This is a genomic window from Lentzea sp. NPDC036949, assembly GCF_055608075.1.
In genome coordinates this window covers 43,437-66,293 of the sequence record NZ_JBVJRA010000013.1, presented here as the reverse complement: position 1 = coordinate 66,293, position 22,857 = coordinate 43,437, and the positions used below count along the sequence as shown (strand labels likewise).

Here is a 22,857-nt window from a genome sequence, read left to right as displayed (position 1 = left end):
GCATGCTGACCCGCGTGCTGCTGACCCTGGTCAAGGCCGGAGTGATCCGCCCGCTGGGCCCGCGCGGGCTCGCCGCCACGGCGACCGGGTTCCTCCACTGGAACATCACGCTCGCGTGGGGGTACCAGACCGGCGCCGGGCGCCACCCGGACCGCGCGGCGATCATCGACGACGACGGCGTGCTCACCTACGCCGAGGTCCACGAGCGCACCACCCGGCTCGCGCACGCCTTCCGCCAGAGGGAACGCATCGGGCTGTTGTGCCGCAACCACCGCGGCTTCATCGAGACGCTCACCGCCTGCACGAAGATCGGCGCCGACGCCGTGCTGCTCAACACCGGCCTGAGCCGCGGTCAGCTCGCCCAGGTCGCGCAGGACCAGCGGATCGACCGGTTCGTCGCCGACCGCGAGTTCGCCGACGTGCTGCCGGACCGCCCCACGATCTTCACCGACGAGCTGGAGTCGTTGGCCCGCAACGGTTCCGGCGCACCGCTGCCCCGCCGTCCCCCGCGCGGACGCCTGATCATCCTCACCTCCGGCACCACCGGCAGCCCCAAGGGCGCGCGCCGCCCGGAGCCCGCGAGCCTCGCCCCGGCCGCCGCCCTGCTGTCGCGGATACCGCTGCGGCACGGTGACGTCATCTCCATCACCTCGCCGCTGTTCCACGCCTGGGGCCTCGCCGCGTTTCAGCTCGGGCTCGTGCTCGGCGCCACCCTCGTGCTGCGCCGCCGGTTCGACCCCGAGCAGGCGTTGCGCGACGCCGAGCGGTGCACCGCCATGTTCGTCGTTCCCGTTATGCTGCAACGGATGCTGGAGACACCGCACCGGCCGAAGCTGCGGGTCATCGCCTCCAGCGGCTCCTCGTTGCCGCCCAAGGTCGCCACCCGCACCCTGGAGGAGTTCGGACCCGTCCTCTACAACCTCTACGGGTCGACGGAGGTGAGCTGGGCGAGCATCGCGACACCGGAGGAGATGCTGCGCGACCCCGGAACCGCGGGTCAGCCGCCGCTGGGCACCCGACTGGCCATTGTGGACGAGCACGGCGCACCGGTGGCCCCCGGCGAGACCGGCCGGATCTTCGTCGGCAACGAGATGCTGTTCGACGGCTACACCAACGGCACCAGCAAGGAGTCGCTGAACGGCCTGATGTCCACCGGTGACCTCGGGTACCTGCGGGACGGCCTGCTGTTCGTGGCCGGCCGCGACGACGAGATGATCGTCTCCGGCGGCGAGAACGTCTACCCGCGCGAGGTCGAGGACCTGCTCTCCCAGCTCGACGGCGTCACCGAGGTCGCCGTGCTCGGTGTGGCGGACGAGGACTTCGGCCAGCGCCTCGTGGCGTACGTGGTGGGCGACGAAACCCTGACGGCCGACCGGGTGCGCGACCACGTGCGCGCGAACCTGGCGCGGTTCTCCGTGCCCCGCGAGGTCTTCTTCGTCGACGAGCTGCCCCGCAACGCGGCGGGCAAAGTGGTGAAACGGCAGCTGCGGGGAACGGGCTAGAGTCTGCCCCCGGAGTGAGGGGGCTAGAGGTCCATGACGGTTCCCGGCCGGACGGCTGACCCGCGGTCCACCGCGGTGCACAACCTGCGCGAGGCCCGCATCGCACTGGACGAGGGCAGGCCCGGCGAAGCTCTGGAGTTCGCGGAGAAGGCCGTCGCCGCGTTCTCCTGGCTGGACGACGTCGAGGGCGTCGCGGAGGGCGTGCTCGCCCAGTCGGTGGCACTGGGCAAGCGCGGTCTGTGGCCCAGCGCGCTCGACACCATCGACCGGGTGCAGGAGATCGCGGCGGCGAACCGCCACATCGGACTGCAGGCGCGGTGCAGCTTCTCCCGCGCGGTGGTGGAGCTCCGCCTCGACTCGCGGGAACGCAGCTTCACCTCGTTCGCCCGCGCGCTCGGGCTGGCCGAGCTCACCGGCGACAGCGAGCTGATCGGCTCGGTGCTGTTCGAGCAGGCGCGGGTGATGCGCATGCAGTACCACGAGCACTGCATGATCCGCACCGAGGAGAGCCGCTGCAGCCTCGACGGCGAACCGTGCGTGCGCAAGCTCCGGCGCGCGGAGGCGTTGTGCGCGCAGGTGCGCGACCGGTGGAAGCAGGTCGGCGACCCGGTGCGGATGGCCGTGGTCAACGTCCTGCTGACACACGTGCGCATCGATCTGGGCGAACTTGACCGCGCGCACCGCAGCTGGCAGCGCGCTGACCAGTTGCTTGCCGGAAGGAACCGGCCGGTGGCGCGTGCGGAGGCGCTGATGGCGCGGGCGCGGCTGAGCGGGGCGCGCGGCCGCTACCCCGAGCAGATCACCCAGCTGACGCAGGCAGCCGAGCTGGCCATGAGCTGCCTCGCGCGCGAGGTCGCGGTGCACGCCCACCAGCAGCTGAGCGAGGCCTACGAACGGGCCGGCGACTTCGAACGGGCGTTGCGGCACGCGCGGGTGCAGCTGGAGCAGTACCGGTTGTGGGAGCTGCAGGAGGGCAGGGACCTGCTGCGGATGCGCGAGCACGACCCGTCCTCGCGGCTGGTGGAACAGTTGGCGCACAGGCGTTTCGAGCCCAAGCGCGAGGACGCGGTGGTGCGCGTGCCGCAGACCGGCGAGCTGCGCGAGACCGGTACCGCCGAGCACACGAACACCCGGATCGCACGGGCGTTGCGGGCCGGGCTGACCAAGCGCGGCATCGAGGTGCTGCGGCTCGTGGCGGCGGGCGCGAGCACCACGATGATCGCCGACGCGCTCGGCCTGTCGCCGAAAACGGTGCAGAACCACCTCCAGCGGATCTACTCGACGCTCGACGTCAACGGGCGCTCCGGCGCCGTCGTGTGGTGGATGAGCCTGACCGACTCGTAGTCATGCGTTGTCAACCGGTTGACAACTGCCCCGACCGGCCTGCTCGGCGATCGACCGTTCGGCCGCTTGCCGCTGACGGGGTGGTGCCGGAATCCGGGTGATTTACCCATGTCGTCACGGTTGAATTGGGTGATGTGACGGGTATCTGGTCTGTGTCATGCTCCGTTAACAAGGTGTCCCGATCACGAGCGAGGGGCGGTCATGACCGGGCAATGCGGCCCGCGCTCAGTGCTTGCGCAGAGCGATGCGCGCCACGTCGCGCCAGAGGAGCGGATCGACGCCCTCGGGGTTGATGTGCTCCAGCAGCGCGGCCAGCGCCGTGCGCGCGGCACCGCCGCCGTCCGGGTCGACCTCGTCCGCGGCCCGCACGAGCAGCAGGTGGCACCGCAGCTGGTGCTCGGCTTCGAGCGCACCGGTCGCCAGCGCCTGCTCCGCGAGGTCCCGCGCGCGGTCGACCTCCCCGTCGCGCAACGCCAGCTCGGCGCGCACCGCGCGGGCGTGGGCGAGCAGCCCGTCCGGGCGGCGCAGCGCGGCGGCGGCCCTCTCCACCTCGTCCAGCAGCGCGACGACCTCGTCGAGGTTCGCACCCGGTGCCCGCAGCGCGAGGGCGGCACCGGCGAGCCGGACCCGGCAGCGGAACTCGGGGTCGCCGTCGTGGCCGGCGAGCAGCGCCAGCGCCTCGCGCATGCAGTGCGCGGCCTCGGTGCGGTCGCCGAGCCGGTCGGCCACCCTGGCGCGCACCCACCACGTGGAGATCGCCAGCCGGTCGCGGCCGAGCTCGGGCAGCCGCACGGACAGCTGCTCCACGACCTGTTCGGCGTCGGCGAGCCGGCCCGCAGCGGTGAGCTCGGCGCACAGCGCGATCAGGGCGCGGGTGCCAACCCGGCGCACCCGGTCGCCGTCACCGCCGGCGAGCTCGACGGCCTCGGTCGCGGCCCGCACGGACTCGGCGGACCGGCCAAGGCGCCGCAACGCCGCGGCGCGCAGGACCTCCACCAGCGCGTCCACCGCGGGGCCGGGAGACCACGACCGGCGCAGCTCCGCCGCCGCCAGCAGCAGCCCCTCGTCGTCGTGCTGCCTGGCCAGCACCACGAGCCTGGTCCAGCGCGCGCTCCAGCCGAACATCTGCTCGTCCGCCCGCTTCCCCAGCGCCTCCAACAGGTCGGCGGCGGTCACCAGGTCGCCGTCGTGGTAGGCGAACAGGGCCTCGCACCACGCCAGCGCCTCGTCCTGCACGGCGGTGCGGTCCTCGTCGACCACCAGCTCGGTGGGGTCGACGCCCAGCACCTCGGCGAGCCTGCGCACGACGGCGGGCGACGGCACGCGTTCGCCGGACTCCAGTCTCGACACGTAGCTCATGGAGACGCCGGGGCAGGCGAGGTCCTTTTGCGACAAACCGCGTTGCAGCCGAACCGCCCGCAACCGCGCGCCGAACCTCGTCAAAGACTTCCTGCCCTCATCCACGGTCGCCACCAATCGGAACGGAGCACCTCAATGAAGTTGCACAGTATCGCTCGGACCATCGCCGCCGTGATCCTCGGTTTGGGCGCGGTAGCGGCGATCTCCGCGACGGCGTCGGCCGACCCGGCCGAGCTGTTCACGCCGCCGTACAGCATCGCGCACTGATCACCCCGGCCGGTGCCGGTGCGGTCCCGCCTCCCTCGCAAGCGCGACCGCACCGGCACCGGCACACCAATTGACACACCTGGCCACACGGGTGCGCACCGGTGAGGCACAGTTGTGGGGTGACTCTGCAACTGCGCGCGCCACGTCACCAGGTCAGCCCGAGGTCGGTCCTGCTGTGGACGATGCAGGCCGCCGTGTTCTGGCTGGTGCTCTTCATCCCGCAGCTCGTCGTGTTCCTGCTGGTGCCCCAGCCGCCCACGTGGGAGCTGGTGCTGCTGGTGGCCACCGGTGTCGTCGGGCTCGTGCACACGGCGGTCGAACCGAGCTGGCGCTACCGCGTGCACCGCTGGGAGACGACCTCCGACGCGGTCTACACGTTGTCGGGCTGGCTGAACCAGGAGTGGCGGGTCGCCCCGGTCTCGCGCATCCAGACCGTCGACACCAAGCGCGGTCCGTTCCAGCAGCTGCTCGGCCTGGCCACGGTCACCGTCACGACCGCGTCGGCGGCGGGACCGGTGGAGATCGAGGGCTTGGACCACGAGACCGCGCGCAGGCTCGTGGAGGAGCTCACCACCACGACCCAGGCCACGCCGGGTGATGCCACGTGACGACACCCGCGAACCTGCCAGCGGGGCTGCCCGCCGCACCCGAGTTCGCGGAACCGTTGTCGCAGTGGCACCGGTTGCACGTGCGGATGCTCATCGTGCGCCCGCTGAACGAGGGCATGGCGATGCTGGTGCCGATCCTGGTGCTGCTCTTCACCGGTGACGGCGAGAAGTGGCGGCTCATCGCGAGCGGCGCCACGGTCACGATGATCCTCACGTTCAGCTTCCTGCTGTGGCGCACCACGAAGTACCGCATCACCGACGACCAGGTGGAGCTGCACACAGGTCTGCTGACCCGCAAGCAGCTCTCGGTGCCGCGCGATCGCATCAGGACGGTCGACCTCACCTCGAAGCCCGGCCACCGCGTGTTCGGGTTGTCCGCTGTGCGGATCGGCACCGGGCAGCAGGACACCCCCGGCACCGACGGCCTCACGCTCGACGCCGTGACGTCCGAAGAGGCCGAGCGGCTGCGGGTGCTGTTGCTGCGCAAGGCGGTCGCCCAGCCGCGGTCGGCCGAGGACGGCGCGGCACCGGCTGACCCCGCGCCGTCCGAGGTGATCTCGCAGCTCGACCCGCGGTGGCTGCGGTTCGCGCCGCTGTCGCTGTCGGGCCTGGTCGCGATCGGTGCGGTGTTCGGCGTGCTGTCGAACTACGCCGACGACCTCGGTCTCGACGTGGTGCACGACCTGTGGGGCTGGCTGTTCGAGCACCCGAGCTTCCAGCTCTTCGGCGGGTTCGCCATCGCGCTGGTCGTCCTGGGGCTCGTGCTGTCCGTGCCGCTGTACGTCCTGCAGTTCTGGAACTACCGGCTGACCCGTGAACCGGACAGGACCCTGCGCGTGCAACGGGGGCTGCTCACCACCCGCTCGGTGTCGGTGGAGGAGCAGCGGCTGCGCGGCGTCGACGTCCAGGAACCGCTGCTGGTGCGCGCCGGCAAGGGCGCGAAGGCCGTCGCGGTGACAACGGGTCTGGGCTCGAAGGGCGAGAGCAGCCTGCTGCTGCCGCCCGCGCCGATCGCGGTGGCCCACCAGGTGGCGCGCGACGTGCTGCGGGTCGAGGACGACCCGACGACCAGGGCGTTGCGCGGGCACCCGTTCGCCGCGTTGCGCCGCAGCCTGGTCCGCCACGTCGTGCCGTGGGTGGTGATCGCGGCGGGGCTGGCGGTCTGGGCGCCGTCGTGGGCGTGGCCGATCCCGCTGGTGGTCCTGCCGTTCTCCGCGCTGGTCGGCTGGGACAACTACCGCTCGCTCGGCCACGCGCTGGACCCGCGCTACCTGGTGACCCGCAACGGTTCCCTGGTCCGCAGCACGGTCGCGCTGCAACGCACCGGCATCATCGGCTGGCGCATCCAGCGGTCGTTCTTCCAGCGCCGCAGCGGTCTGCTGACCGTCGGCGCCACGACGGCGGCCGGGGCGGGCATCTACCGCGTGACCGACGTCGGCGAGTCCGACGGGCTGGCGCTCGCCGACGAGGCGGTGCCGGACCTGTTGCGCCCGTTCCTGGTCGAGGGCTGACCGCCCGGCGTCAGGCCGTGCGGAACGTCTGCCGGTAGGCGCTCGGCGACACCCCGATCGACGCCGCCAGCTGCTGCCGCAACGCCGCTCCCGTGCCGAACCCGGCGTGGTTCGCGACCTGGTCGACCGGCAGGTCCGTGGACTCCAGCAGGTGCCGCGCGCGGTCGAGGCGCTGCTGGGTCAGCCACTGGCCGGGCGACATGCCGGTCTCGGCGCGGAACCGGCGGGTGAACGTGCGCACGCTCATCCGCACCTGCGCGGCCATCGCGGCGAGGTCGAGCGGTTCTTGGAGTCGCTCCAAGGCCCACTCGCGGGCGAGCGCCGTGGAGGTGTCCGGGTAGCTCGGCACCGGGCGGTCGACGAACTGGGACTGGCCGCCCTGCCGCCACGCGGGGACGACGCAGTAGCGGGCGACCCAGTTCGCCACCTCGCTGCCGTGGTCGGACCGGATGACGTGCAGGCACAGGTCGATGCCCGCGGCGACACCGGCCGAGGTGAGCACGTCGCCGTCGTCGATGAACAGCACGTCCGGGTTGAGCCGCACCTCCGGGTAGAGCGCGCGGAACTCCTCGGTGGTGCGCCAGTGCGTGGTCGCCGGCCGTCCGTCCAGCAGCCCGGCGGCGGCCAGCACGAACGCGCCGGTGCAGATCGACATGATCCGCCGGGCGTTCGTCGTCGTGAGCGCCTCCCGCACCGCCGGTTCGAGCCACCCCTCCCGTGCGGGCCGGTAGTGCGTGCCGGGGACGAGCACCGTGTCCGCGTCCCGCAGCACCTCCAGGCCGTGCTCGGGCGCGATCGTGAAGCCGCCGCTGGTGGGGATCGGGCGGCGGTCCGGCGAGCAGACGACCACCTCGTAGCGGTCGGTGAGCCGGGCGAACATGTGCGTCGAGCTGCCGATGTCGAACGCCACCGACTGTTCGAGCGCGAGGACGGCGATCCGGTGCATGGCCCGATTCTTTCACATGTTGGCCATCGGGCCACTGGTCGCCGGGTCGGTCATCACCGAACCTTGTCGGCGTGAGACTGCATTGGGCCTGGGTTGTCGCAGGTGTGTCGTTCATCGCCCTGGTGGGTGCCGCGTCGTTCCGCGCGGCGCCGAGTGCGTTGATCGAGCCGTTGCAGAGCGAGTTCGGCTGGTCGACCGGCACGATCTCGCTCGCGATCTCGATCAACCTGTTGCTGTACGGGCTGACCGCGCCGTTCGCCGCCGCCCTGATGGACAGGTTCGGCGTGCGGATCGTGGTCACCTACGCGCTGACGATGGTCGCCATCGGCAGCGGACTGACCGTGTTCATGACCGAGTCGTGGCAGCTCGTGCTGCTCTGGGGCGTGGTGGTCGGGCTCGGCACCGGCTCCATGGCGCTGGCGTTCGTCGCCACGATCACCGGACGCTGGTTCGTGCGGCACCGCGGCCTGGTCACGGGTGTGCTGACCGCGGGTGGCGCGGCCGGGCAGCTGGTGTTCCTGCCGACCGTGGCATGGCTGTCCGAGAGCTACGGCTGGCGGCCGGCGTCCCTGGTGATCTGCATCGCGGCGCTCGCCGTGGTGCCGCTGGCGGCGTTCTTCCTGCGCGAGTACCCGCGTGACGTCGGGTTGCTGCCGCTGGGCGCGACCGAGGACACCCCGCCGCCGCCCGGTGGTGGCGCGGCACGGCGGGCGATCGGCGGGTTGCTCTCGGCCGCCAGGACCCGGCCGTTCTGGTTGCTGGCCGGCGGTTTCGCGATCTGCGGCGCCTCGACGAACGGCCTGGTGGGCACGCACTTCATCCCCGCCGCGCACGACCACGGCATGCCCACGACGACCGCGGCCGGGCTGCTGGCGCTGGTGGGCGTGTTCGACGTCGTGGGCACGATCGCGTCCGGCTGGCTGACCGACAAGGTCGACTCGCGGATGCTGCTGGCGGCCTACTACGCGCTGCGCGGGCTGTCGCTGATGCTGCTGCCGCAGCTGTTCGGCGAGTCGGCGCACCCGTCGATGCTGGTGTTCATCATCTTCTACGGCCTGGACTGGGTCGCGACCGTGCCGCCCACGGTGGCGTTGTGCCGCCAGTACTTCGGCGTGTCCGGTCCTGTCGTGTTCGGCTGGGTGTTCGCCTCGCACCAGGTCGGCGCGGCGATCGCGGCGTCCGCTGCCGGGCTCACCCGCGACCACCTGGGCAGCTACGACCTGGCCTGGTACGTCGCGGGCGCGCTCTGCACCGGTGCCGCGGTGCTCTCAGCGTCGCTTGCGCGAGGTGCCGAAGACGCCCCGCGTGATCTCGCGGGCCAGGGCGCTGCCCGCTGACCGCAGGAACGACTTCACGGCGCTGTTGCCGAGGACCTTCTCGACGAGCCCCGGTTCCTCCTCCTCCCGCCGCTGCGGAGGAGGAGTTTCCTGGGCTCGTTCCTGGTGCGGTGGCGCGACTTTGGCCATCAGCTGCTCGTAGGCCGACTCGCGGTCCACGGTCTCGGCGTACTTGCCGTGCAGGTCGGACGCCTGGGCCTCCTGCCTGATCGCGTCGGTGCCAATGGTGTCCATCAACGACCGCGGGGCGCGCAGCCGGGTCCACGCGACCGGCGTCGGCGCGCCCTTCTCGCTGAGCACGGTGACGACCGCCTCGCCGATGCCGAGGGACGTGAGCGCCTTCTCCAGGTCGTAGTGCGGTGTCGTCGGGTACGTCTTCACCGTGCGCGCCAACGCCTTCTGGTCGTCCGGCGTGAACGCGCGCAGTGCGTGCTGGACGCGGGCGCCGAGCTGCGACAGCACCTCGTTGGGGACGTCGGTGGGCAGCTGGGTGCAGAAGAAGACTCCGATCCCCTTGGACCGGATGAGCTTCACGGTCTGGGTGACCCGGTCGAGGAACGCCTTCGAGGCGTTCGCGAACAGCAGGTGCGCCTCGTCGAAGACGAACACCAGCTTGGGCTTCTCGACGTCGCCCTCCTCCGGCAGCGTCTCGAACAGCTCCGCCAGCAGCCACATCAGGAACGTGGAGAACAGCACCGGGTTGCCCTGCAGCTCGGCCAGTTCGAGCAGGCTGACGACGCCCTTGCCGTCGCGTTCGCGCATCAGGTCGGCCGGGTCGAGCTCCGGTTCGCCGAAGAACCGGTCGCCGCCCTGCGCCTCCAGGTTGACCAGCGCCCGCAGGATCACGCCCGCCGTGGCGCTGGAGACGCCTCCGATGCCCTTGAGGTCGCCCTTGCCCTCGTCGCCGGTGAGGTGCTGGACGACGCTGCGCAGGTCCTTGGTGTCGAGCAGCGGCAGGCCCTTCGAGTCGGCCCAGTGGAAGATCAGGCCGAGCGTCGACTCCTGGGTGTCGTTCAGGCCGAGCACCTTCGACAGCAGGATCGGTCCGAAGCTCGTGACCGTCGCCCGCAGCGGCACGCCGATGCCGCCGGTGCCGATGGAGAGGAACTGGACCGGGCAGGCCTGCGGCTGCCAGTCGTCGCCGGTGTCCTGCGCGCGGGCGGTGGTGCGGTCGCTCACCTCCCCCTGCCGCGACAGACCGGACAAGTCGCCCTTCACGTCCGCCATGAGCACCGGAACGCCGTGGGCGGAGAGCTGTTCCGCGAGCAGCTGGAGGGTCTTCGTCTTGCCCGTTCCCGTTGCGCCGGCGACGAGTCCGTGCCGGTTGACCATGGACAACGGGATGCGGACGTGGGCGGTCGGTTCCACCTGATCGCCGACCAGCACGGCACCGAGCTCGATGGCCGCGCCCTCGGAGGCGTATCCCGCAGCGATCTCAGCCTGAGCCGTCATGCACGGGGAGCGTAACCAGGTTGCTGCACGCCGCCACTCGAAGTTGACGCTCCGCGCAGTAATGTTCGGGGCGTGATGGATCGTCTGGTGTGGATCGACTGCGAGATGACCGGACTCGACCTGGGCAAGGACGCTCTGATCGAGATCGCGGCACTGGTCACGGACGCCGAGCTGAACGTGCTCGGCGACGGCGTGGACGTTGTGATCCACGCGGATGACGAAGTGCTGGCCTCGATGCCGGACGTCGTCATGGAGATGCACGCCAGGTCGGGCCTGACCGAGGAGGTGCGCGCCTCCGCGGTGACGCTGGAGGAGGCAGAGGCGGCCGTGCTCGCCTACATCAAGGAGTGGGTGCCGGACCCCCGGACCGCTCCCCTGGCCGGCAACTCCATCGCCACCGACCGCGGGTTCATCGCCCGCGACATGCCGGCGCTGGACGCGCACCTGCACTACCGGATGGTCGACGTGTCGTCGATCAAGGAGCTGTGCCGGCGCTGGTACCCGCGGATCTACTACGCGCAGCCGGGCAAGGGCCTCGCGCACCGGGCGCTCGCCGACATCGTCGAGTCGATCCGGGAGCTCGCGTACTACCGGCGCACGGCGTTCGTGCCGCAGCCGGGACCGACGAGCGAACAGGCCCAGGCCGTGGCCGCTGACCTGCTGAAGAACGTCGACTAGACCCCTGATTTTTATCTCGGTGGATGCCGTTGCTATGCTTTCCTCGCCGGTCAACGACTGGCAATGGTGGGTGTAGCTCAGCCGGTAGAGCACTGGGTTGTGATCCCAGGTGTCGCGGGTTCAAGTCCCGTCACTCACCCGAGCAGCCGGGCTATATCTGCGGAAAGCGCAGATATAGCCCGGCTTCGGTGTTTTCTGGGGGCCGAGCCCCCAGACCCCAGTCGGGGGCTCGGCCCCCGAACCCCCCAGCGTTGGAGTACCTGGTTGACCACGCTCGTCGCGAAGGACCTCGCCGCAGGTCACGGTGACCGCGTCCTGTTCTCCGGCCTCGACCTGGTGGTCGCGCCCGGCGACGTGATCGGGCTCGTGGGCGTCAACGGCGCCGGCAAGTCGACGCTGCTGAAGACCCTGGCCGGGCTGATCCCCGCCGAGTCGGGCCGCGTCTCGCTGAACCCGCCCTCGGCGAACGTCGGGCACCTGCCGCAGGAGCCGGACCGCCGCGAGGGCGAGACCGTGCGGGACTTCCTGGCCCGCCGCACCGGTGTCGCCGCGGCCCAGGCCGACCTGGACCGCGCCACGGAGGCGTTGACCGCGGGCGACGACGAGGGCTACTCGGACGCGCTGGACCGCTGGCTCGCCCTGGGCGGCGCGGACCTGGAGGAACGCTCGCTGGAGGTCGTGGCCGACATCGGCCTGACCGCGGGCCTGGACGCGCTGATGACGTCGCTCTCCGGCGGTCAGGCGGCACGGGCGGGCATGGCGTCGTTGCTGCTGAGCCGCTACGACGTGTTCCTGCTCGACGAGCCGACCAACGACCTGGACCTCGACGGCCTGGAGCGGCTGGAGAAGTTCGTCACGGGCCTGCGCGCCGCCACGGTCCTGGTCTCGCACGACCGCGAGTTCCTGGCCCGCACGGTGACCCGCGTGCTGGAGCTCGACCTGCACCAGAACCAGGTGCGCTCGTACGGCGGCGGCTACGAGTCGTACCTGGAGGAACGCGCGCGGTCGCGGCAGCACGCCCGTGACGACTACGAGGAGTTCGCCGACACGAAGTCCTCCCTGGAGGCCCGCGGCCGGATGCAGCGCGCGTGGATGGAGAAGGGCGTGAAGAACGCCCGGCGCAAGGCGGGCGACAACGACAAGAACGCCCGCAAGTTCCGCGCCGACGCCACCGAGAAGCAGGCCTCGAAGGCCCGCCAGACCGACCGGATGATCGAACGCCTGGAGGTCGTCGAGGAACCGCGCAAGGAGTGGGAGCTGCGGATGGAGATCGCCGCCGCACCCCGTTCCGGCGCGGTCGTGGCGTCGCTGCGGGCGGCGGTGGTCTCCCGCGGTTCGTTCACGCTGGGCCCGGTGGACCTGCAGGTCGACTGGGCGGACCGGGTGGCGATCACCGGCGCGAACGGCGCGGGCAAGTCGACGCTGCTGGCCGCGTTGCTGGGCCGGGCCCCGCTGTCCTCCGGCCACGCGACGCTGGGCTCCGGTGTCGTGGTGGGCGAGGTGGACCAGGCGCGCGGGCTGTTCCTGGGCCCGCTGCCGCTCGTGGACGCGTTCCAGGAGGCCGTGCCGGACATGACGCCCGGCGACGTGCGGACGTTGCTGGCGAAGTTCGGCCTCAAGGCCGCGCACGTGCTGCGCCCGGCGGCGTCCCTGTCCCCCGGCGAACGGACGCGGGCGGCGCTCGCGCTGCTGCAGGGCCGCGGGGTGAACCTGCTGGTGCTCGACGAGCCGACGAACCACCTCGACCTGGCGGCGATCGAGCAGCTGGAGCAGGCGCTGGAGACCTACACCGGCACGTTGCTGCTCGTGACGCACGACCGGCGGATGCTGGAGGCGGTGCAGGTGAACCGCCGCGTCACCGTGGCCGACGGCCAGGTGACGGTCCACTGAGGACAAGCGGAAGGGGCCGCACCCGACGTGGCGCGGCCCCTTTCCGATGCTCTAAGCCTGTTGCCAGAAGTCTTGCCCGCCCCCTCCTCGTTGTTGCCCAGGCGAGCCAGGGGCGAGACTTCGGGGCGTCACAGGCACAACATCGGGCAACCTGCTCAGCGGTTGCCCTTGACCCAGGTCTCCCACGGCACCTGCCAGTCGCCGAACCCGTCCCACGATTCCAGCACCGGCCCGCCGGAGTTGCGGACGATCACGACGTCGCCCTGCTTGCTGTTGTCGAACACCCACTTGGCGTTCTCCGGCGAGAGGTTGAGGCAGCCGTGGCTCACGTTGCGGCGGCCCTGGTCGCCGACGGACCACGGGGCGCTGTGGAAGAAGATGCCGCTGTTGGACATCCGGTACGCCCAGTCGACCGGCGTCTTGTAGCCGCCGTTCTCCAGCGCGAGGCCGTACGTGGTCGAGTCCATGATCATGTGCGAGTGCTTCTCCATCAGCACGTACGTGCCGGTGGGGGTGGTGTTGGCGGCGTTGCCCATCGACGTCGGCATGGTGCGCACGACCTGGCCGTTGACCTTCGTCACGACCTGGTGGGTCTGCCCGTCGGCCTCGTGGATGACGGCGTCGCCGACGGTGGTCGTGATGACGCGGTCCTCCTGGCCGTAGATGCCGTCACCGACGTGCTTGCCGTAGACCTTGACGTGCATCGTGATCTTGGTGCCGGCCGCCCAGAACTCCCGCGGCCGCCAGTGCACTTCCTTCTTGTTGAACCAGTAGAAGGCGCCCTCCACCTTGGGCTCGGTGGTGACCTCCAGCATCTGCTCGGCCGCGACCCGGTCGGCCACCGGCTCGTCGAAGTAGAACGCGAGCGGCTGCCCCACGCCGATCGTGGTGCCGTCCACCGGGTTCGTGGACACGTAGGTGAGCGTGCGCGGCTTGACCGTGGTGAACGACGACGTCTTGGTCTGCGGCTTGCCGTCCGCACCCGTCGCCGTGGCGGTGAGCTTGTAGGTCTTCGCGTACCCGAGCGGCTCGATGTTGTTCCACTGCGTGCCCTCGGGGTTCAGCTTGCCCTCGACGACCTTGCCGTCGGGGTTCGTCAGCGTCACCTCGGTGAGCTTCCCGTCCGCCGCGGTGGCGATGACCGGCAGGCCGGGCGAGACGTCCACCGCGCCGTCGTTCAACGCCAGCGTCAGCGTGACGGGCTTGGGCGGAGGAGGAGCACTCGACGGGGTCTCGGCGGCACCCGAGCCCCCCGCGCTGCCACCCGAACACCCTGCGATCAGCATCACAGCGACCCCCGCTGCGACCACCCCGCGACCGCGCCTGCCCCACATCCCCATCGACGCACTTCCGATCTACTCGTCGCACTCCCGAGACTGCCCGCACGTGCTCGTATTGGCGTCCCCCGAACAGGTGACGCCAGCTCGCTCGGTGACGTTGCGCGAGTGGCCGGATCGTTACGTGCCCGATGCACCCGAAAACCACCCTTGACCAGCCGATTGGGAGCGTGCGACAGCCGTGTGCTAACGTTCTTCCCGTCGGAACGAGCACCACATCCGGCACACAAACAAGCGCCGCTAGCTCAGTTGGTTAGAGCAGCTGACTCTTAATCAGCGGGTCCGGGGTTCGAGTCCCTGGCGGCGTACTCCAGAGAAGCAGGTCACAGATTTGTGACCTGCTTCTCTGCATTTCCGGAGCTGTTCCCGATCTCCGTTTCCGCCCCGGTTGCGAAACCGTGTGCGATGTCAGCCGCGGTGCCACTTCTGGTTGGCGCCGCCGACGCAGTCCCACATGTGCAGAACGGCGTCGTTGTCCGGGTTCCACTCCGCGATGTCGACGCACTTGTTCGCCTGCGGGTTCACCAGGTCGCCCGCACCGGACAGCACGAACTGCTGGGCCGGGTTGCCGGAGCAGGTGGCGAGCTGCACGGCCGCGCCGTTGGCCGTCGAGCCCCACGCCACGTCCACGCACTTGTTGTTCTCGGTGCGCAGGGTGCCGTTGACCCACTCGAACCGCTGGTTCGTGCCGCCGGTGCAGTTCCACACGATGAGGCGCTGGCCGTCGGCGAAGTTCCAGTTCGGCACGTCGATGCACTTGCCGTGCCAGTCGCTCACGACGCTGCTGAAGCCGTTCGCGGGCGGAGGGGTGGAGCCGCCGCCGGTGAACGGGGTCAGGACGATGCCGGCCGAGCGCGGGTCGCCGTCGTGCACCAGCGACTCCTGCGCCTGCACGTCGTCGAACGCGAACCCGTACGCCTTGCCGTCCACCATGTTCTGGTGCACCAGCCGCGAGTAGTGGTTGGTGATCGTGCCCTGGTAGAAGTCCGCGGGGCCGCCGCCGGGCTGCACGTCGATGCGGCCGAGCGTGCTGCGGTGCAGGGCGGCGCACAGGGTGCGGGCGATCGGGCCGACCACCTGGTCGTTGGGCGCGTGCAGGGCGCCGTCGCAGCCCCACACGTTCGAGGTCGTCGGCTTGCTGAACGACGCCACCTGCTGACCGGACGTGTTCGTGAAGTTCATGGTGGCGCCGGAGGTGCGACCGAAGTACTTCACGTCCGGGCGGTCGCCGAACGGCTGCACGGTCAGCGTCTTGCCCGCATAGGCGTTCCACGCCTGGGTGATGTACGGGTCGAGGTAGTTGCGGTCGAACTGGCCGACGTCGGCGGCCTTGCCCGGTGCGAGCACGCGCAGCACGGTTCCGTCCGAACGGGACATGACCGACCCGCCCCAGCCGGACTGGTTCCGGATGCCGTTGATGACGGCGTCGCGCCCGCCGGGCTTGAGCTCACCGGTCTTCTTCGTGGTGCCGCTCGCGCCCGTGACGGTCACCGCGTGCGGCACCGCGAACATGTCCACCTGGGAGCTGTTCAGCCACAGGCCGGCGTCGTTGTAGGTGAACTCGCTCCAGTCGAACAGGATGCCGCTGTTCGGGTCGCCGGACGCCCACGGTGCCGGCTGCACCAGGCCGTCGGGGGTCAGGAAGAACTTGAGCTTCTCGCCGAACGACATGTAGACGCGGCCGGAGATGAACCGCGGCACCTTCAGCGTGGCGGTGCCGCCCTGGCCGGGACCGGCGATCGACACGTCCGGTGCGGGGGTGGGCGGGTTGCCGCCCGGCGACCACGGCGTGAAGGCGCCGGCCTGGTTGACGTGGCCGAGGCGGCCGCTGCGGATGTCGGTGCCCAGGACGTACAGGTGCACGGCCTCGGACCGGCCGCTGTTGTTGGTGACGGTGAGCGGCAGCAGGTCGGGGCCGATCGCCTGTGCGGGCGGGATCGCGACGGCGGTCGACACGGTCGCCGCCAGTGCGGCGAGCGCGCTCCACCACTTCGTTCGAGTGCGCATGGGACTCCTTGTGCAGGGGGTGCTCCGCCGGCAGGTCCCCGACCGGCTTCAGGGCGGCCGGGGTCCTCCGGTCCGACAACTGGTCCAGACCGGTTATGAGAGCGCTTCCATGGTTGTGCGCGGAGACGAACCCTGTCAATACCGGAAGCCGGACTCCGTGTGCCGGCAAGCCGTTCGTGAACGGCGATAGGCTGCCCGTCAGTCGATCGACCGGGGGGTTCGGCATGGCCGGGGCGGAGCTGTACGACGACATCGGCGCGGGGTACTCACTGGGCCGCCGCACTGACCCGCGCTGGGAGGCGGCCGTCCTCACCGCGCTCGGCGACGCGCGGACGGTCGTCGACGTGGGCGCGGGCACGGGGTCCTACGAACCCGCCGGGCGGACGGTGCTCGCGCTGGAGCCGTCCCTGGAGATGATCCGGCAACGACCGCACGGCGCCGCACCCGCCGTGCGCGCGGTCGCCGAGTCGCTGCCGTTGCGCGACAACGCCGCCGACGCCGCACTGGCCGTGCTCACCGTCCACCACTGGACCGACTGGCGGGCCGGACTGGCCGAGCTGCGCCGGGTGGCGCCGCGGCAGGTGGTGCTCGCCTACGAGCCGCGCCGGCACGTCGAGTTCTGGTTCGTCCGCGAGTACGTGCCCGAGATCGCCGCGCTGGAGCTGACCCGGCCCTCCGCGGCCGACGTCGCCGAGGAGCTGGGGGCCGACAGCGTCACGCCGCTGCCGGTGCCCTGGGACTTCACCGATGGCGTGTTCCCCGCGCACTGGCGCCGCCCGGCCGCCTATCTGGACCCGCGCGTGCGCCGTGCCTGCTCCGCGCTCGCGCAGACCGATCCCGCCGCCGTCGACCGCGGTGTCCGCCGCCTGCGGGAGGACCTGGCCAGCGGCCGGTGGCAGGAGGACCACCGCGACCTGCTGGCCCTCGACGAGTGGGACGCCGGTTTCCGCCTCGTCGTCGCGCACGACTGACCTTTGTGGACCGTCAGTCGGCCAGCCGGCTCAGCGGGATGCGCCGTGCCAGAACGTCTTTCGCCAACTCCCGCACCGACCGGCCGGTGGCGAAGGCGTGTGCGCGCAACCGCACCAACGCCTCTTCGAGGCTGACCCCCAGCTGCACGGCCAGCATGCCGGAGGCCATGTTCACCTCCTGGTACGCCAGGTCCACGCGCAGCCGTTCCTCGTCGCCCATGCGCTCGTGCTGTGCGAGCAGCGCGCGGGTCACGAGGTCGGCCAGCACCGCGGCATCGGCGGCGGCGTCCTCCGACAGGTCGCCCGCCCGCCTGCTGTACAGCGCGAGGGTGCCCAGCACGGCCGTGTCCGCCCGCAGCGGGAACACGAACACCGCCGCCAGCCCACCGGCCCTCGCCGCCGCGGTGAACGCGGGCCACCGGGCGGACTCGGCGGCCAGGTCACCGGCCAGCACCGGCTCGCCCGCGCCGATCGCGGCGGGCACGGGACCCTCGCCGAGCGTGAACTGCTCCTCCGCCAGGCCCGCCGCCCACGGGTCGCTCGCCCCGACCAGCTCCTCGGCCCGGTCGCTGCCGTGCAGGACCAGCGCCGCGCCGTCGACGCCCGGCAGCTGCGACGGCAGTGCCGCGCACAGCGACCGGCCCAGTGCGGCACCGGCCGCACCGCACTCGGCCACCAGCCGGCTGAGCCGGTGTCGGCGTCGCTCGTCCACCCGTCGTCCCGCCTGCCCTCCCGCGAGCGCGTCCCGGCCGCCGGTCAGCCCGCCGGACCGGGGCCGCCGGGCAGGTCTTCTCCAGGCTCGTCCCCGGCCGGCGGGGCGCCCACCGGCGGGGTTCCCCCTGGCAACTTCCCCGCTGGCTGGTCCCCCGCCGGCAGGGTCCCCTCCGGCTGATCTCCGTGTGGCAGGTCTCCCTCCGGCCGGTCTCCCCCTGACGGGTCCAGGCCGGGGTGCCCGCTCGCGACCATCTCGGCGATCGCGACGAGCTTCACGTTGAGCTGCTGCGAGGTGTGCCGCAGCTGGTCGAACGCCTCGTCGGCGGTGAGGCCGCGCCGGGCCATCAGGATGCCCTTGGCCTGCCCGATGACGTCACGGGAGTCGATCGCGCGGCGCAGGTGCTGGGCCTGCAGCTCGGCGGCACCGACCGCGCCGGTGTGCGCCAGCGCCAGCGAGGCGTGGGTGGCGAGCAGCAACGCCGCCGCCTGCGCCGTCTCGTCCAGGCCGGAGGACGTGCGCGTGTAGATGTTGAGCGCGCCGGACAACCGCGGCGGCCGGACGCCGGGCAGCAGCGCGGTGGCGAGCACGGCACCCATCCCCAGCTGCGCGGCGGCGGGGCCGAACCGGGGCCAGAACGGGGTGGTGGCCAGGCCGGTCGCGGTCACGACGGCGGGCCCGGACGGTTCCGCGACGTCGAGGCAGGGCCCCTCGTGCAGGTCGTACTGCAGCCGGTCCAGCTCCACCGCCACGGGATCGGTCTCGACCGGCGTGTGGAACCGTCCGTCGGGTGAGCGCAGCGTGACGCTGACGAGCTCCGCACCCGGCACGAACAGCACGGCGGCCCGCACGACCTGCTCCAGCACTTCTCCGGCGGTGGTGGCGTCGAGCAGCGAGCAGGTCAGCGTGGCGAACTGCTGGGCCAGCGGCCCCAGCGGTGCGCCGTGGTCGCGGGCCGGTGGGCGGTCGCGCAGGACCGCCTGGCGCGCGTCCGCGGCGAACCGGTCCCTGTCGCGGCGCCAGTCCGCCGCGCTGGGTGGCACGTACGGCACCTCCACCGCCCCCTTCTGCGACCGTGTGCACCTCCCACCTTGCCGTGTGCGGAACCCCGGCGCACTTCGCGTTCGAGATCACCGCGCCGGGTGTGCACGCCGGTCGGTGCCGGGTCGTAGGATTCCCCTCCGAGCGTTGAGCATCCAGCGCCGAAGTCGCTCTCCCACGGAAGGCACCGCGGCATGGATGACAAGACGACGCTGCCCGACCTGCCCGCCGCGTCGTGGGCCGACAGCCACCGGTCGGACCCGGTGGAACGGCTCGACGAGGCGACCACCGCCCTCACCGCGTTGCAGGAGAACATCTCCGCGGAGGAACCGCTCGACCAGGTGCTGCAACGGCTCGCCGAGACGGCGGCGACGGCGGTGCAGGACGCCGACGTCGTGACGGTCACCGTCGACCCGGAACGGCCGCGGACGGCGGCGGCCACGAACAAGGTGTTCGTGGAGATCGACGAGGCGCAGTTCCACGCGGACCGCGGTCCCTGCCTGGAGGCGGCGCGGACGCTCAAGCCCGTGCGGGCCGTCGTGGGCGAGAACGCCCGCGTGTGGCCGGAGTTCGAGTCCTGCGCCAGCCGGCACGGCGTGCGGGCCTACCTGTCCGTGCCGTCGGTCCTGCCCGCCTCGGACCGCAGCGACGCGCGGCACGTGGGCTCGCTGAACATCTACAGCTACAGCACGGCGGCGTTCGACCCTTTCGACGAGGGCCTGATGCGGCTCTTCTCGACGGCGGCCAGCGCGTCGATCGGCAACTCCCACCAGTGGCAGCGCTCGCGTGAGCACGTCAAGCACCTGGAGGCGGCGCTGGTCTCGCGCGCGGTCATCGACCAGGCCAAGGGCGTGCTCATGGCGGTGCACGCGTGCACGGCGGACGACGCGTTCGCGATGCTGGTGCAGCAGTCCCAGCGGGAGAACAGGAAGCTGCGCGACGTCGCCGAGGCGCTGCTCAGGAACGTCACGGGTTCCTGAGCAGCGCCTCTGGTGAGCTCAACCGACGAGGGTCAGGCCGGCATCAGGACCGTGTCGATGAGGTAGACGGTCGCGTTCGCGGTCTTCACGCCACCGCAGATCACGTTGGCGTCGTTGACCTTCAGCGCGTTGCCGGAGCCGCTGACCTTGACGGTGCCGGTCTGCACGGTCTTCTGGTCGCCGGCGATCTTGTCGGGCGCGATCTGGCCGGGCACCACGTGGTAGGTCAGGATCTTGGTCAGCAGGGCGTCGTCGGTCTTGAGCTTCTCGATCGTCGCGGCGTCGATCTTCGCGAACGCCGAGTCGACCGGCGCGAACACGGTGAACTCGGCGCCGTTGAGCGTCGAGACCAGGTCGACCTTCGGGTTGAGCTTGCCGGACACGGCGCTGACCAGCGTCGTGAGCAGCGGGTTGTTGCTCGCGGCGACGGCGACCGGGTCGGCGGCCATGCCCGCGACGGAACCGGCACCCGACGGCACCTGCTTCGCGTAGTCGGCACAGCCGGGGCCGACGAGGTTCGAGGCGGGGTCGGCCATCGCCGACGAGGACGGCGGTGCCATCGAGGTCGCCGACGTGGTCGCGGTGGTGGAGCTGCCGCCGGCCGTGTCACCCGAGCCGCAGGCCGCGCCGAAGAGGGCGAGCGAGGCGGCGCCGACGGCCAGGACGGTGGTGCGGACGGTCTTGTTCATGACAGGACATCTCCAGGGAGTGGTCGAGCGGTTGCTGCCGGTGATTCGCGACCCCCCGGTGAGCGGATGGGTGCGGTTATCGATCCGTTACCCGAAGCCGTCGCCCACAGTCGGCGTCGAGGGCGGTGACCTGCGCTTCAACCAGTCAGTCGGACACCGACCGATCCATTCGCGCTCCTGCTGCGAACACCAGAGGACAACGCTCCAGGAGAGGACGCAGGATGCCGAAGCTCGAGCGGCCGCTGCACGGCCTGCCACCGGCCACCGGCCAGCCGGCCGAACCGTCAGCCGACGAGCTGCTGGCCCTGGTCGCGCGCGGTGACGAGGCCGCGTTCGAACGGCTCTACGACGTGGTGTCCGGTTCGGTGTTCGGCCTGATCAGGCGAGTGGTGCGGGACCAGGCGCAGTCGGAGGAGGTGTTCCAGGAGGTGATGCTCGAGGTGTGGCGGACGGCGACGAGGTTCGACCCCGAGAGGGGCAGTGCCACGACCTGGATCATGACCCTGACGCACCGCCGTGCCGTGGACCGGGTCCGGTCCGCGCAGGCGGCGAGCAACCGCGAGGAGCACGTGGCGCGGCTCGACCCCGCGCGGCCGTTCGACGAGGTGAGCGAGCAGGTCTCCGGCCGGTTCGAGCAACGCCAGGTGCGCCGCTGCCTGAGCTTCCTCACCGAGCTGCAGCGCGAGTCCGTCGTGCTCGCCTACTACCAGGGCTACTCCTACCCCGAGGTGGCGAGCCTGCTGGGCCTGCCGCTCGGCACGGTCAAGACGAGGATGCGCGACGGCCTGATCCGGCTCCGCGACTGCATGGGGGTGACCGGATGAGGACCACGTCCCCCGATCTGCACACGCTCACCGGCGCCTACGCCGTGAACGCCCTGTCCGACCTCGAACGTGCCGCGTTCGAGACCCACCTGGCCCACTGCGCCGGTTGCGCCGTGGAGGTCGCCGAGCTGGCGGCCACCGCGACCCGCCTGGGCGTCGCCGTCGAGTTCACGCCCCCACCGCACCTGCGCGCCCGCGTGCTGGCGGCGGCGAGCGAGACCCGCCAGCTGCCCCCGCACACCCCGCGCGCCGCCCGTTCCCGCAGCTGGCGTCCCGCCGGCGGCCTTCTCGCCGCCGCCTGCCTGGTCGCGGCCGTCGTGCTGACCGTGCAGGTCACGGGTTCCGACTCGTCGCAGGACCAGCTGACCCAGCTGGCGAGCGAGTACGGCCGGTTCTCCGACCTGCTGTCCACACCGGACGCCAGGCTGGTGACCGCGAACGGACCGGCCGGGTCGACCGCCACCGCCGTGATCTCCCCCAGCCGCAACGAACTGCTGTTCCTCAGCCGCTCGATGCCCGCCCCGCCGACCGACCGCGTCTACCAGCTGTGGGTGATCAACTCCGACGGCCCGCACTCGGCCGGCGTGCTCCCCTCGGGCTCGGCACCACTGCTGACCGGCGGCGTCACCGGCGCCGAACGGGTGGCCGTCACCGTTGAGCCACAAGGAGGTTCGCCCACCCCCACCGGTGAGAAGGTGATGGAGATCACCGTCGCGTGACGGTGCCGCGGCCGCTTTAGGCTGCGCACGTGAAGAAACAGGCCTACGCGCTGGCCGCGGTCGTGGACTCGATCGCGGCCGCGCGCCGCACCACCTCCGTGCGCAAGGTGACGAAAACCGCGCTGATGCCCGCTTTGGCGGTCGCCAGCCCACCCCGCGACCCCGGCATGGCCGTGGGCCTCGCCGGCTCGTGGGCGGGCGACGTGGCCCTGCTCGGCGACTCCGACCGCGCGTTCCGCACCGGCCTGTTCTCGTTCCTGGCCGCCCACCTCGGGTACACGGCGGCACTGGCCCGCCGCTCCCGCCCCGGCACCCGCGGCGCCGTCGTGCCGATCGTCGCCGCTTCCGCAGCCGCCGCAGCGCTCTTCGGCCGCGCGGCCGGCCCGCTGGGACGCCCGGTCGCCCTCTACGCCCTCACCCTGGGCACGATGGTCGCCGCCGCGTCCACCGCCCGCGGCACCGGCGCCCGCCGCGTCCTCGGCGGCGCAACCCTGTTCATGACCTCGGACGCGCTGCTCGGCGCGAGTCGGTTCGTCCTCAAAGGACGTGCCGCCCGCATCGCGTCGGCCGGGGTGATGCCGACCTACACGGCCGCGCAGTGGCTGCTGCACACCGGCTTCGCGCAGGGTCGGGGGGAGCCCTCGTAAAACGGTTCCCAGGCGTGTGCTAACGTTCTTCTCGTC

General features: G+C 71.5%; 20 protein-coding genes, 2 tRNA genes and 1 pseudogene. 15 read left to right on the top strand and 8 right to left on the bottom strand.

What is annotated here, in order from left to right; all coding sequences use genetic code 11:
• Window positions 1-2 precede the first annotated feature (2 nt).
• Together ACZ7CD_RS31045 and ACZ7CD_RS31040 are read left to right on the top strand one after the other, a co-directional pair.
• Window positions 3-1,502 carry an AMP-binding protein gene (locus ACZ7CD_RS31045; RefSeq protein ID WP_470380278.1) on the top strand — a complete coding sequence of 500 codons (1,500 nt, stop codon included), beginning with the start codon at window positions 3-5 and terminating at the stop codon, window positions 1,500-1,502.
• 33 nt (window positions 1,503-1,535) lie between these two features.
• Window positions 1,536-2,846, top strand: coding sequence for a LuxR C-terminal-related transcriptional regulator (locus ACZ7CD_RS31040; protein WP_360400962.1), 1,311 nt, complete (start codon window positions 1,536-1,538; stop codon window positions 2,844-2,846).
• Window positions 2,847-3,071: 225 nt separating this feature from the next.
• On the opposite strand, the gene ACZ7CD_RS31035 is transcribed toward ACZ7CD_RS31040, so the two are convergent.
• Window positions 3,072-4,310, bottom strand: coding sequence for a helix-turn-helix domain-containing protein (locus tag ACZ7CD_RS31035; protein WP_360400965.1), 1,239 nt, complete (start codon window positions 4,308-4,310; stop codon window positions 3,072-3,074).
• Window positions 4,311-4,340: 30 nt separating this feature from the next.
• Here ACZ7CD_RS31035 and ACZ7CD_RS31030 point away from each other — a divergent pair, with 30 nt between their 5' ends.
• The 3 genes from ACZ7CD_RS31030 to ACZ7CD_RS31020 all read left to right on the top strand — a co-directional run bounded on the left by ACZ7CD_RS31030 (window position 4,341) and on the right by ACZ7CD_RS31020 (window position 6,591).
• A complete protein-coding gene (locus ACZ7CD_RS31030) occupies window positions 4,341-4,472 on the top strand; it encodes a hypothetical protein (protein ID WP_360400968.1) in 132 nt (43 codons plus the stop codon).
• Between the two features lie 125 nt (window positions 4,473-4,597).
• Window positions 4,598-5,080, top strand: coding sequence for a PH domain-containing protein (locus tag ACZ7CD_RS31025; RefSeq protein ID WP_458434469.1), 483 nt, complete (start codon window positions 4,598-4,600; stop codon window positions 5,078-5,080).
• Window positions 5,077-6,591, top strand: a complete 1,515-nt coding sequence (locus ACZ7CD_RS31020; RefSeq protein ID WP_470380277.1) for a PH domain-containing protein — start codon at window positions 5,077-5,079, stop codon at window positions 6,589-6,591. The genes ACZ7CD_RS31025 and ACZ7CD_RS31020 overlap by 4 nt, the downstream gene beginning before the upstream one ends.
• A 10-nt stretch (window positions 6,592-6,601) precedes the next feature.
• On the opposite strand, the gene ACZ7CD_RS31015 is transcribed toward ACZ7CD_RS31020, so the two are convergent.
• A complete protein-coding gene (locus tag ACZ7CD_RS31015) occupies window positions 6,602-7,537 on the bottom strand; it encodes a GlxA family transcriptional regulator (RefSeq protein ID WP_470380276.1) in 936 nt (311 codons plus the stop codon).
• A gap of 71 nt (window positions 7,538-7,608) precedes the next feature.
• Between ACZ7CD_RS31015 and ACZ7CD_RS31010 the strand changes: the two genes are divergently transcribed.
• Window positions 7,609-8,874 (top strand): MFS transporter, encoded by a 1,266-nt coding sequence (locus ACZ7CD_RS31010; protein WP_470380275.1) that lies wholly within the window; start codon window positions 7,609-7,611, stop codon window positions 8,872-8,874.
• Here ACZ7CD_RS31010 and ACZ7CD_RS31005 read toward each other — a convergent pair.
• The gene (locus ACZ7CD_RS31005; RefSeq protein WP_470380274.1) at window positions 8,806-10,326 is read right to left on the bottom strand and encodes a helicase HerA-like domain-containing protein; all 1,521 of its coding nucleotides are present in this window, start codon (window positions 10,324-10,326) and stop codon (window positions 8,806-8,808) included. The two genes, ACZ7CD_RS31010 and ACZ7CD_RS31005, sit on opposite strands and share 69 nt — an antisense overlap.
• Before the next feature lie 72 nt (window positions 10,327-10,398).
• Between ACZ7CD_RS31005 and orn the strand changes: the two genes are divergently transcribed.
• The 3 genes from orn to ACZ7CD_RS30990 all read left to right on the top strand — a co-directional run bounded on the left by orn (window position 10,399) and on the right by ACZ7CD_RS30990 (window position 12,894).
• A complete protein-coding gene (gene orn, locus ACZ7CD_RS31000) occupies window positions 10,399-11,004 on the top strand; it encodes an oligoribonuclease (RefSeq protein WP_458434041.1) in 606 nt (201 codons plus the stop codon).
• Between the two features lie 66 nt (window positions 11,005-11,070).
• Window positions 11,071-11,143, top strand: a tRNA-His gene (locus ACZ7CD_RS30995).
• A gap of 125 nt (window positions 11,144-11,268) precedes the next feature.
• Entirely contained in the window at window positions 11,269-12,894 is a 1,626-nt protein-coding gene (locus ACZ7CD_RS30990) for an ABC-F family ATP-binding cassette domain-containing protein (protein WP_470376304.1), read from the top strand.
• Between the two features lie 155 nt (window positions 12,895-13,049).
• Here ACZ7CD_RS30990 and ACZ7CD_RS30985 read toward each other — a convergent pair whose 3' ends face one another.
• The gene (locus ACZ7CD_RS30985; protein ID WP_458434043.1) at window positions 13,050-14,180 is read right to left on the bottom strand and encodes a L,D-transpeptidase; all 1,131 of its coding nucleotides are present in this window, start codon (window positions 14,178-14,180) and stop codon (window positions 13,050-13,052) included.
• A 285-nt stretch (window positions 14,181-14,465) separates the two neighbouring features.
• Between ACZ7CD_RS30985 and ACZ7CD_RS30980 the strand changes: the two genes are divergently transcribed.
• Window positions 14,466-14,539 (top strand) — tRNA-Lys (locus ACZ7CD_RS30980).
• A gap of 100 nt (window positions 14,540-14,639) precedes the next feature.
• On the opposite strand, the gene ACZ7CD_RS30975 is transcribed toward ACZ7CD_RS30980, so the two are convergent.
• On the bottom strand, window positions 14,640-16,238 hold the full coding sequence (locus ACZ7CD_RS30975) for a glycoside hydrolase family 64 protein (RefSeq protein ID WP_470380273.1): 1,599 nt from the start codon (window positions 16,236-16,238) through the stop codon (window positions 14,640-14,642).
• 224 nt (window positions 16,239-16,462) lie between these two features.
• Here ACZ7CD_RS30975 and ACZ7CD_RS30970 point away from each other — a divergent pair, with 224 nt between their 5' ends.
• A complete protein-coding gene (locus ACZ7CD_RS30970) occupies window positions 16,463-17,209 on the top strand; it encodes a class I SAM-dependent methyltransferase (protein ID WP_470380272.1) in 747 nt (248 codons plus the stop codon).
• A gap of 13 nt (window positions 17,210-17,222) precedes the next feature.
• On the opposite strand, the gene ACZ7CD_RS30965 is transcribed toward ACZ7CD_RS30970, so the two are convergent.
• Window positions 17,223-17,921 (bottom strand): GAF and ANTAR domain-containing protein, encoded by a 699-nt coding sequence (locus tag ACZ7CD_RS30965; protein ID WP_470380271.1) that lies wholly within the window; start codon window positions 17,919-17,921, stop codon window positions 17,223-17,225.
• A 224-nt stretch (window positions 17,922-18,145) separates the two neighbouring features.
• Window positions 18,146-18,895, bottom strand: a pseudogene (locus ACZ7CD_RS30960) (ANTAR domain-containing protein); the annotation flags it as partial.
• A gap of 261 nt (window positions 18,896-19,156) precedes the next feature.
• On the opposite strand from ACZ7CD_RS30960, the gene ACZ7CD_RS30955 reads away from it, so the two are divergent.
• Window positions 19,157-19,942: an ANTAR domain-containing protein gene (locus tag ACZ7CD_RS30955; RefSeq protein ID WP_360401005.1), complete on the top strand. Its 786-nt coding sequence runs from the start codon at window positions 19,157-19,159 to the stop codon at window positions 19,940-19,942.
• A 32-nt stretch (window positions 19,943-19,974) separates the two neighbouring features.
• Here ACZ7CD_RS30955 and ACZ7CD_RS30950 read toward each other — a convergent pair whose 3' ends face one another.
• Window positions 19,975-20,631, bottom strand: a complete 657-nt coding sequence (locus ACZ7CD_RS30950) for a fasciclin domain-containing protein (protein WP_458434049.1) — start codon at window positions 20,629-20,631, stop codon at window positions 19,975-19,977.
• A gap of 221 nt (window positions 20,632-20,852) precedes the next feature.
• On the opposite strand from ACZ7CD_RS30950, the gene ACZ7CD_RS30945 reads away from it, so the two are divergent.
• The 3 genes from ACZ7CD_RS30945 to ACZ7CD_RS30935 are packed head-to-tail and all read left to right on the top strand — an operon-like array spanning window position 20,853 to window position 22,821.
• On the top strand, window positions 20,853-21,455 hold the full coding sequence (locus ACZ7CD_RS30945; RefSeq protein ID WP_470380270.1) for a sigma-70 family RNA polymerase sigma factor: 603 nt from the start codon (window positions 20,853-20,855) through the stop codon (window positions 21,453-21,455).
• The gene (locus ACZ7CD_RS30940; protein WP_458434050.1) at window positions 21,452-22,174 is read left to right on the top strand and encodes an anti-sigma factor; all 723 of its coding nucleotides are present in this window, start codon (window positions 21,452-21,454) and stop codon (window positions 22,172-22,174) included. Before ACZ7CD_RS30945 ends, ACZ7CD_RS30940 begins: the two co-directional genes overlap by 4 nt.
• 29 nt (window positions 22,175-22,203) lie before the next feature.
• Window positions 22,204-22,821, top strand: coding sequence for a lysoplasmalogenase (locus ACZ7CD_RS30935; RefSeq protein ID WP_470371291.1), 618 nt, complete (start codon window positions 22,204-22,206; stop codon window positions 22,819-22,821).
• Window positions 22,822-22,857 lie beyond the last annotated feature (36 nt).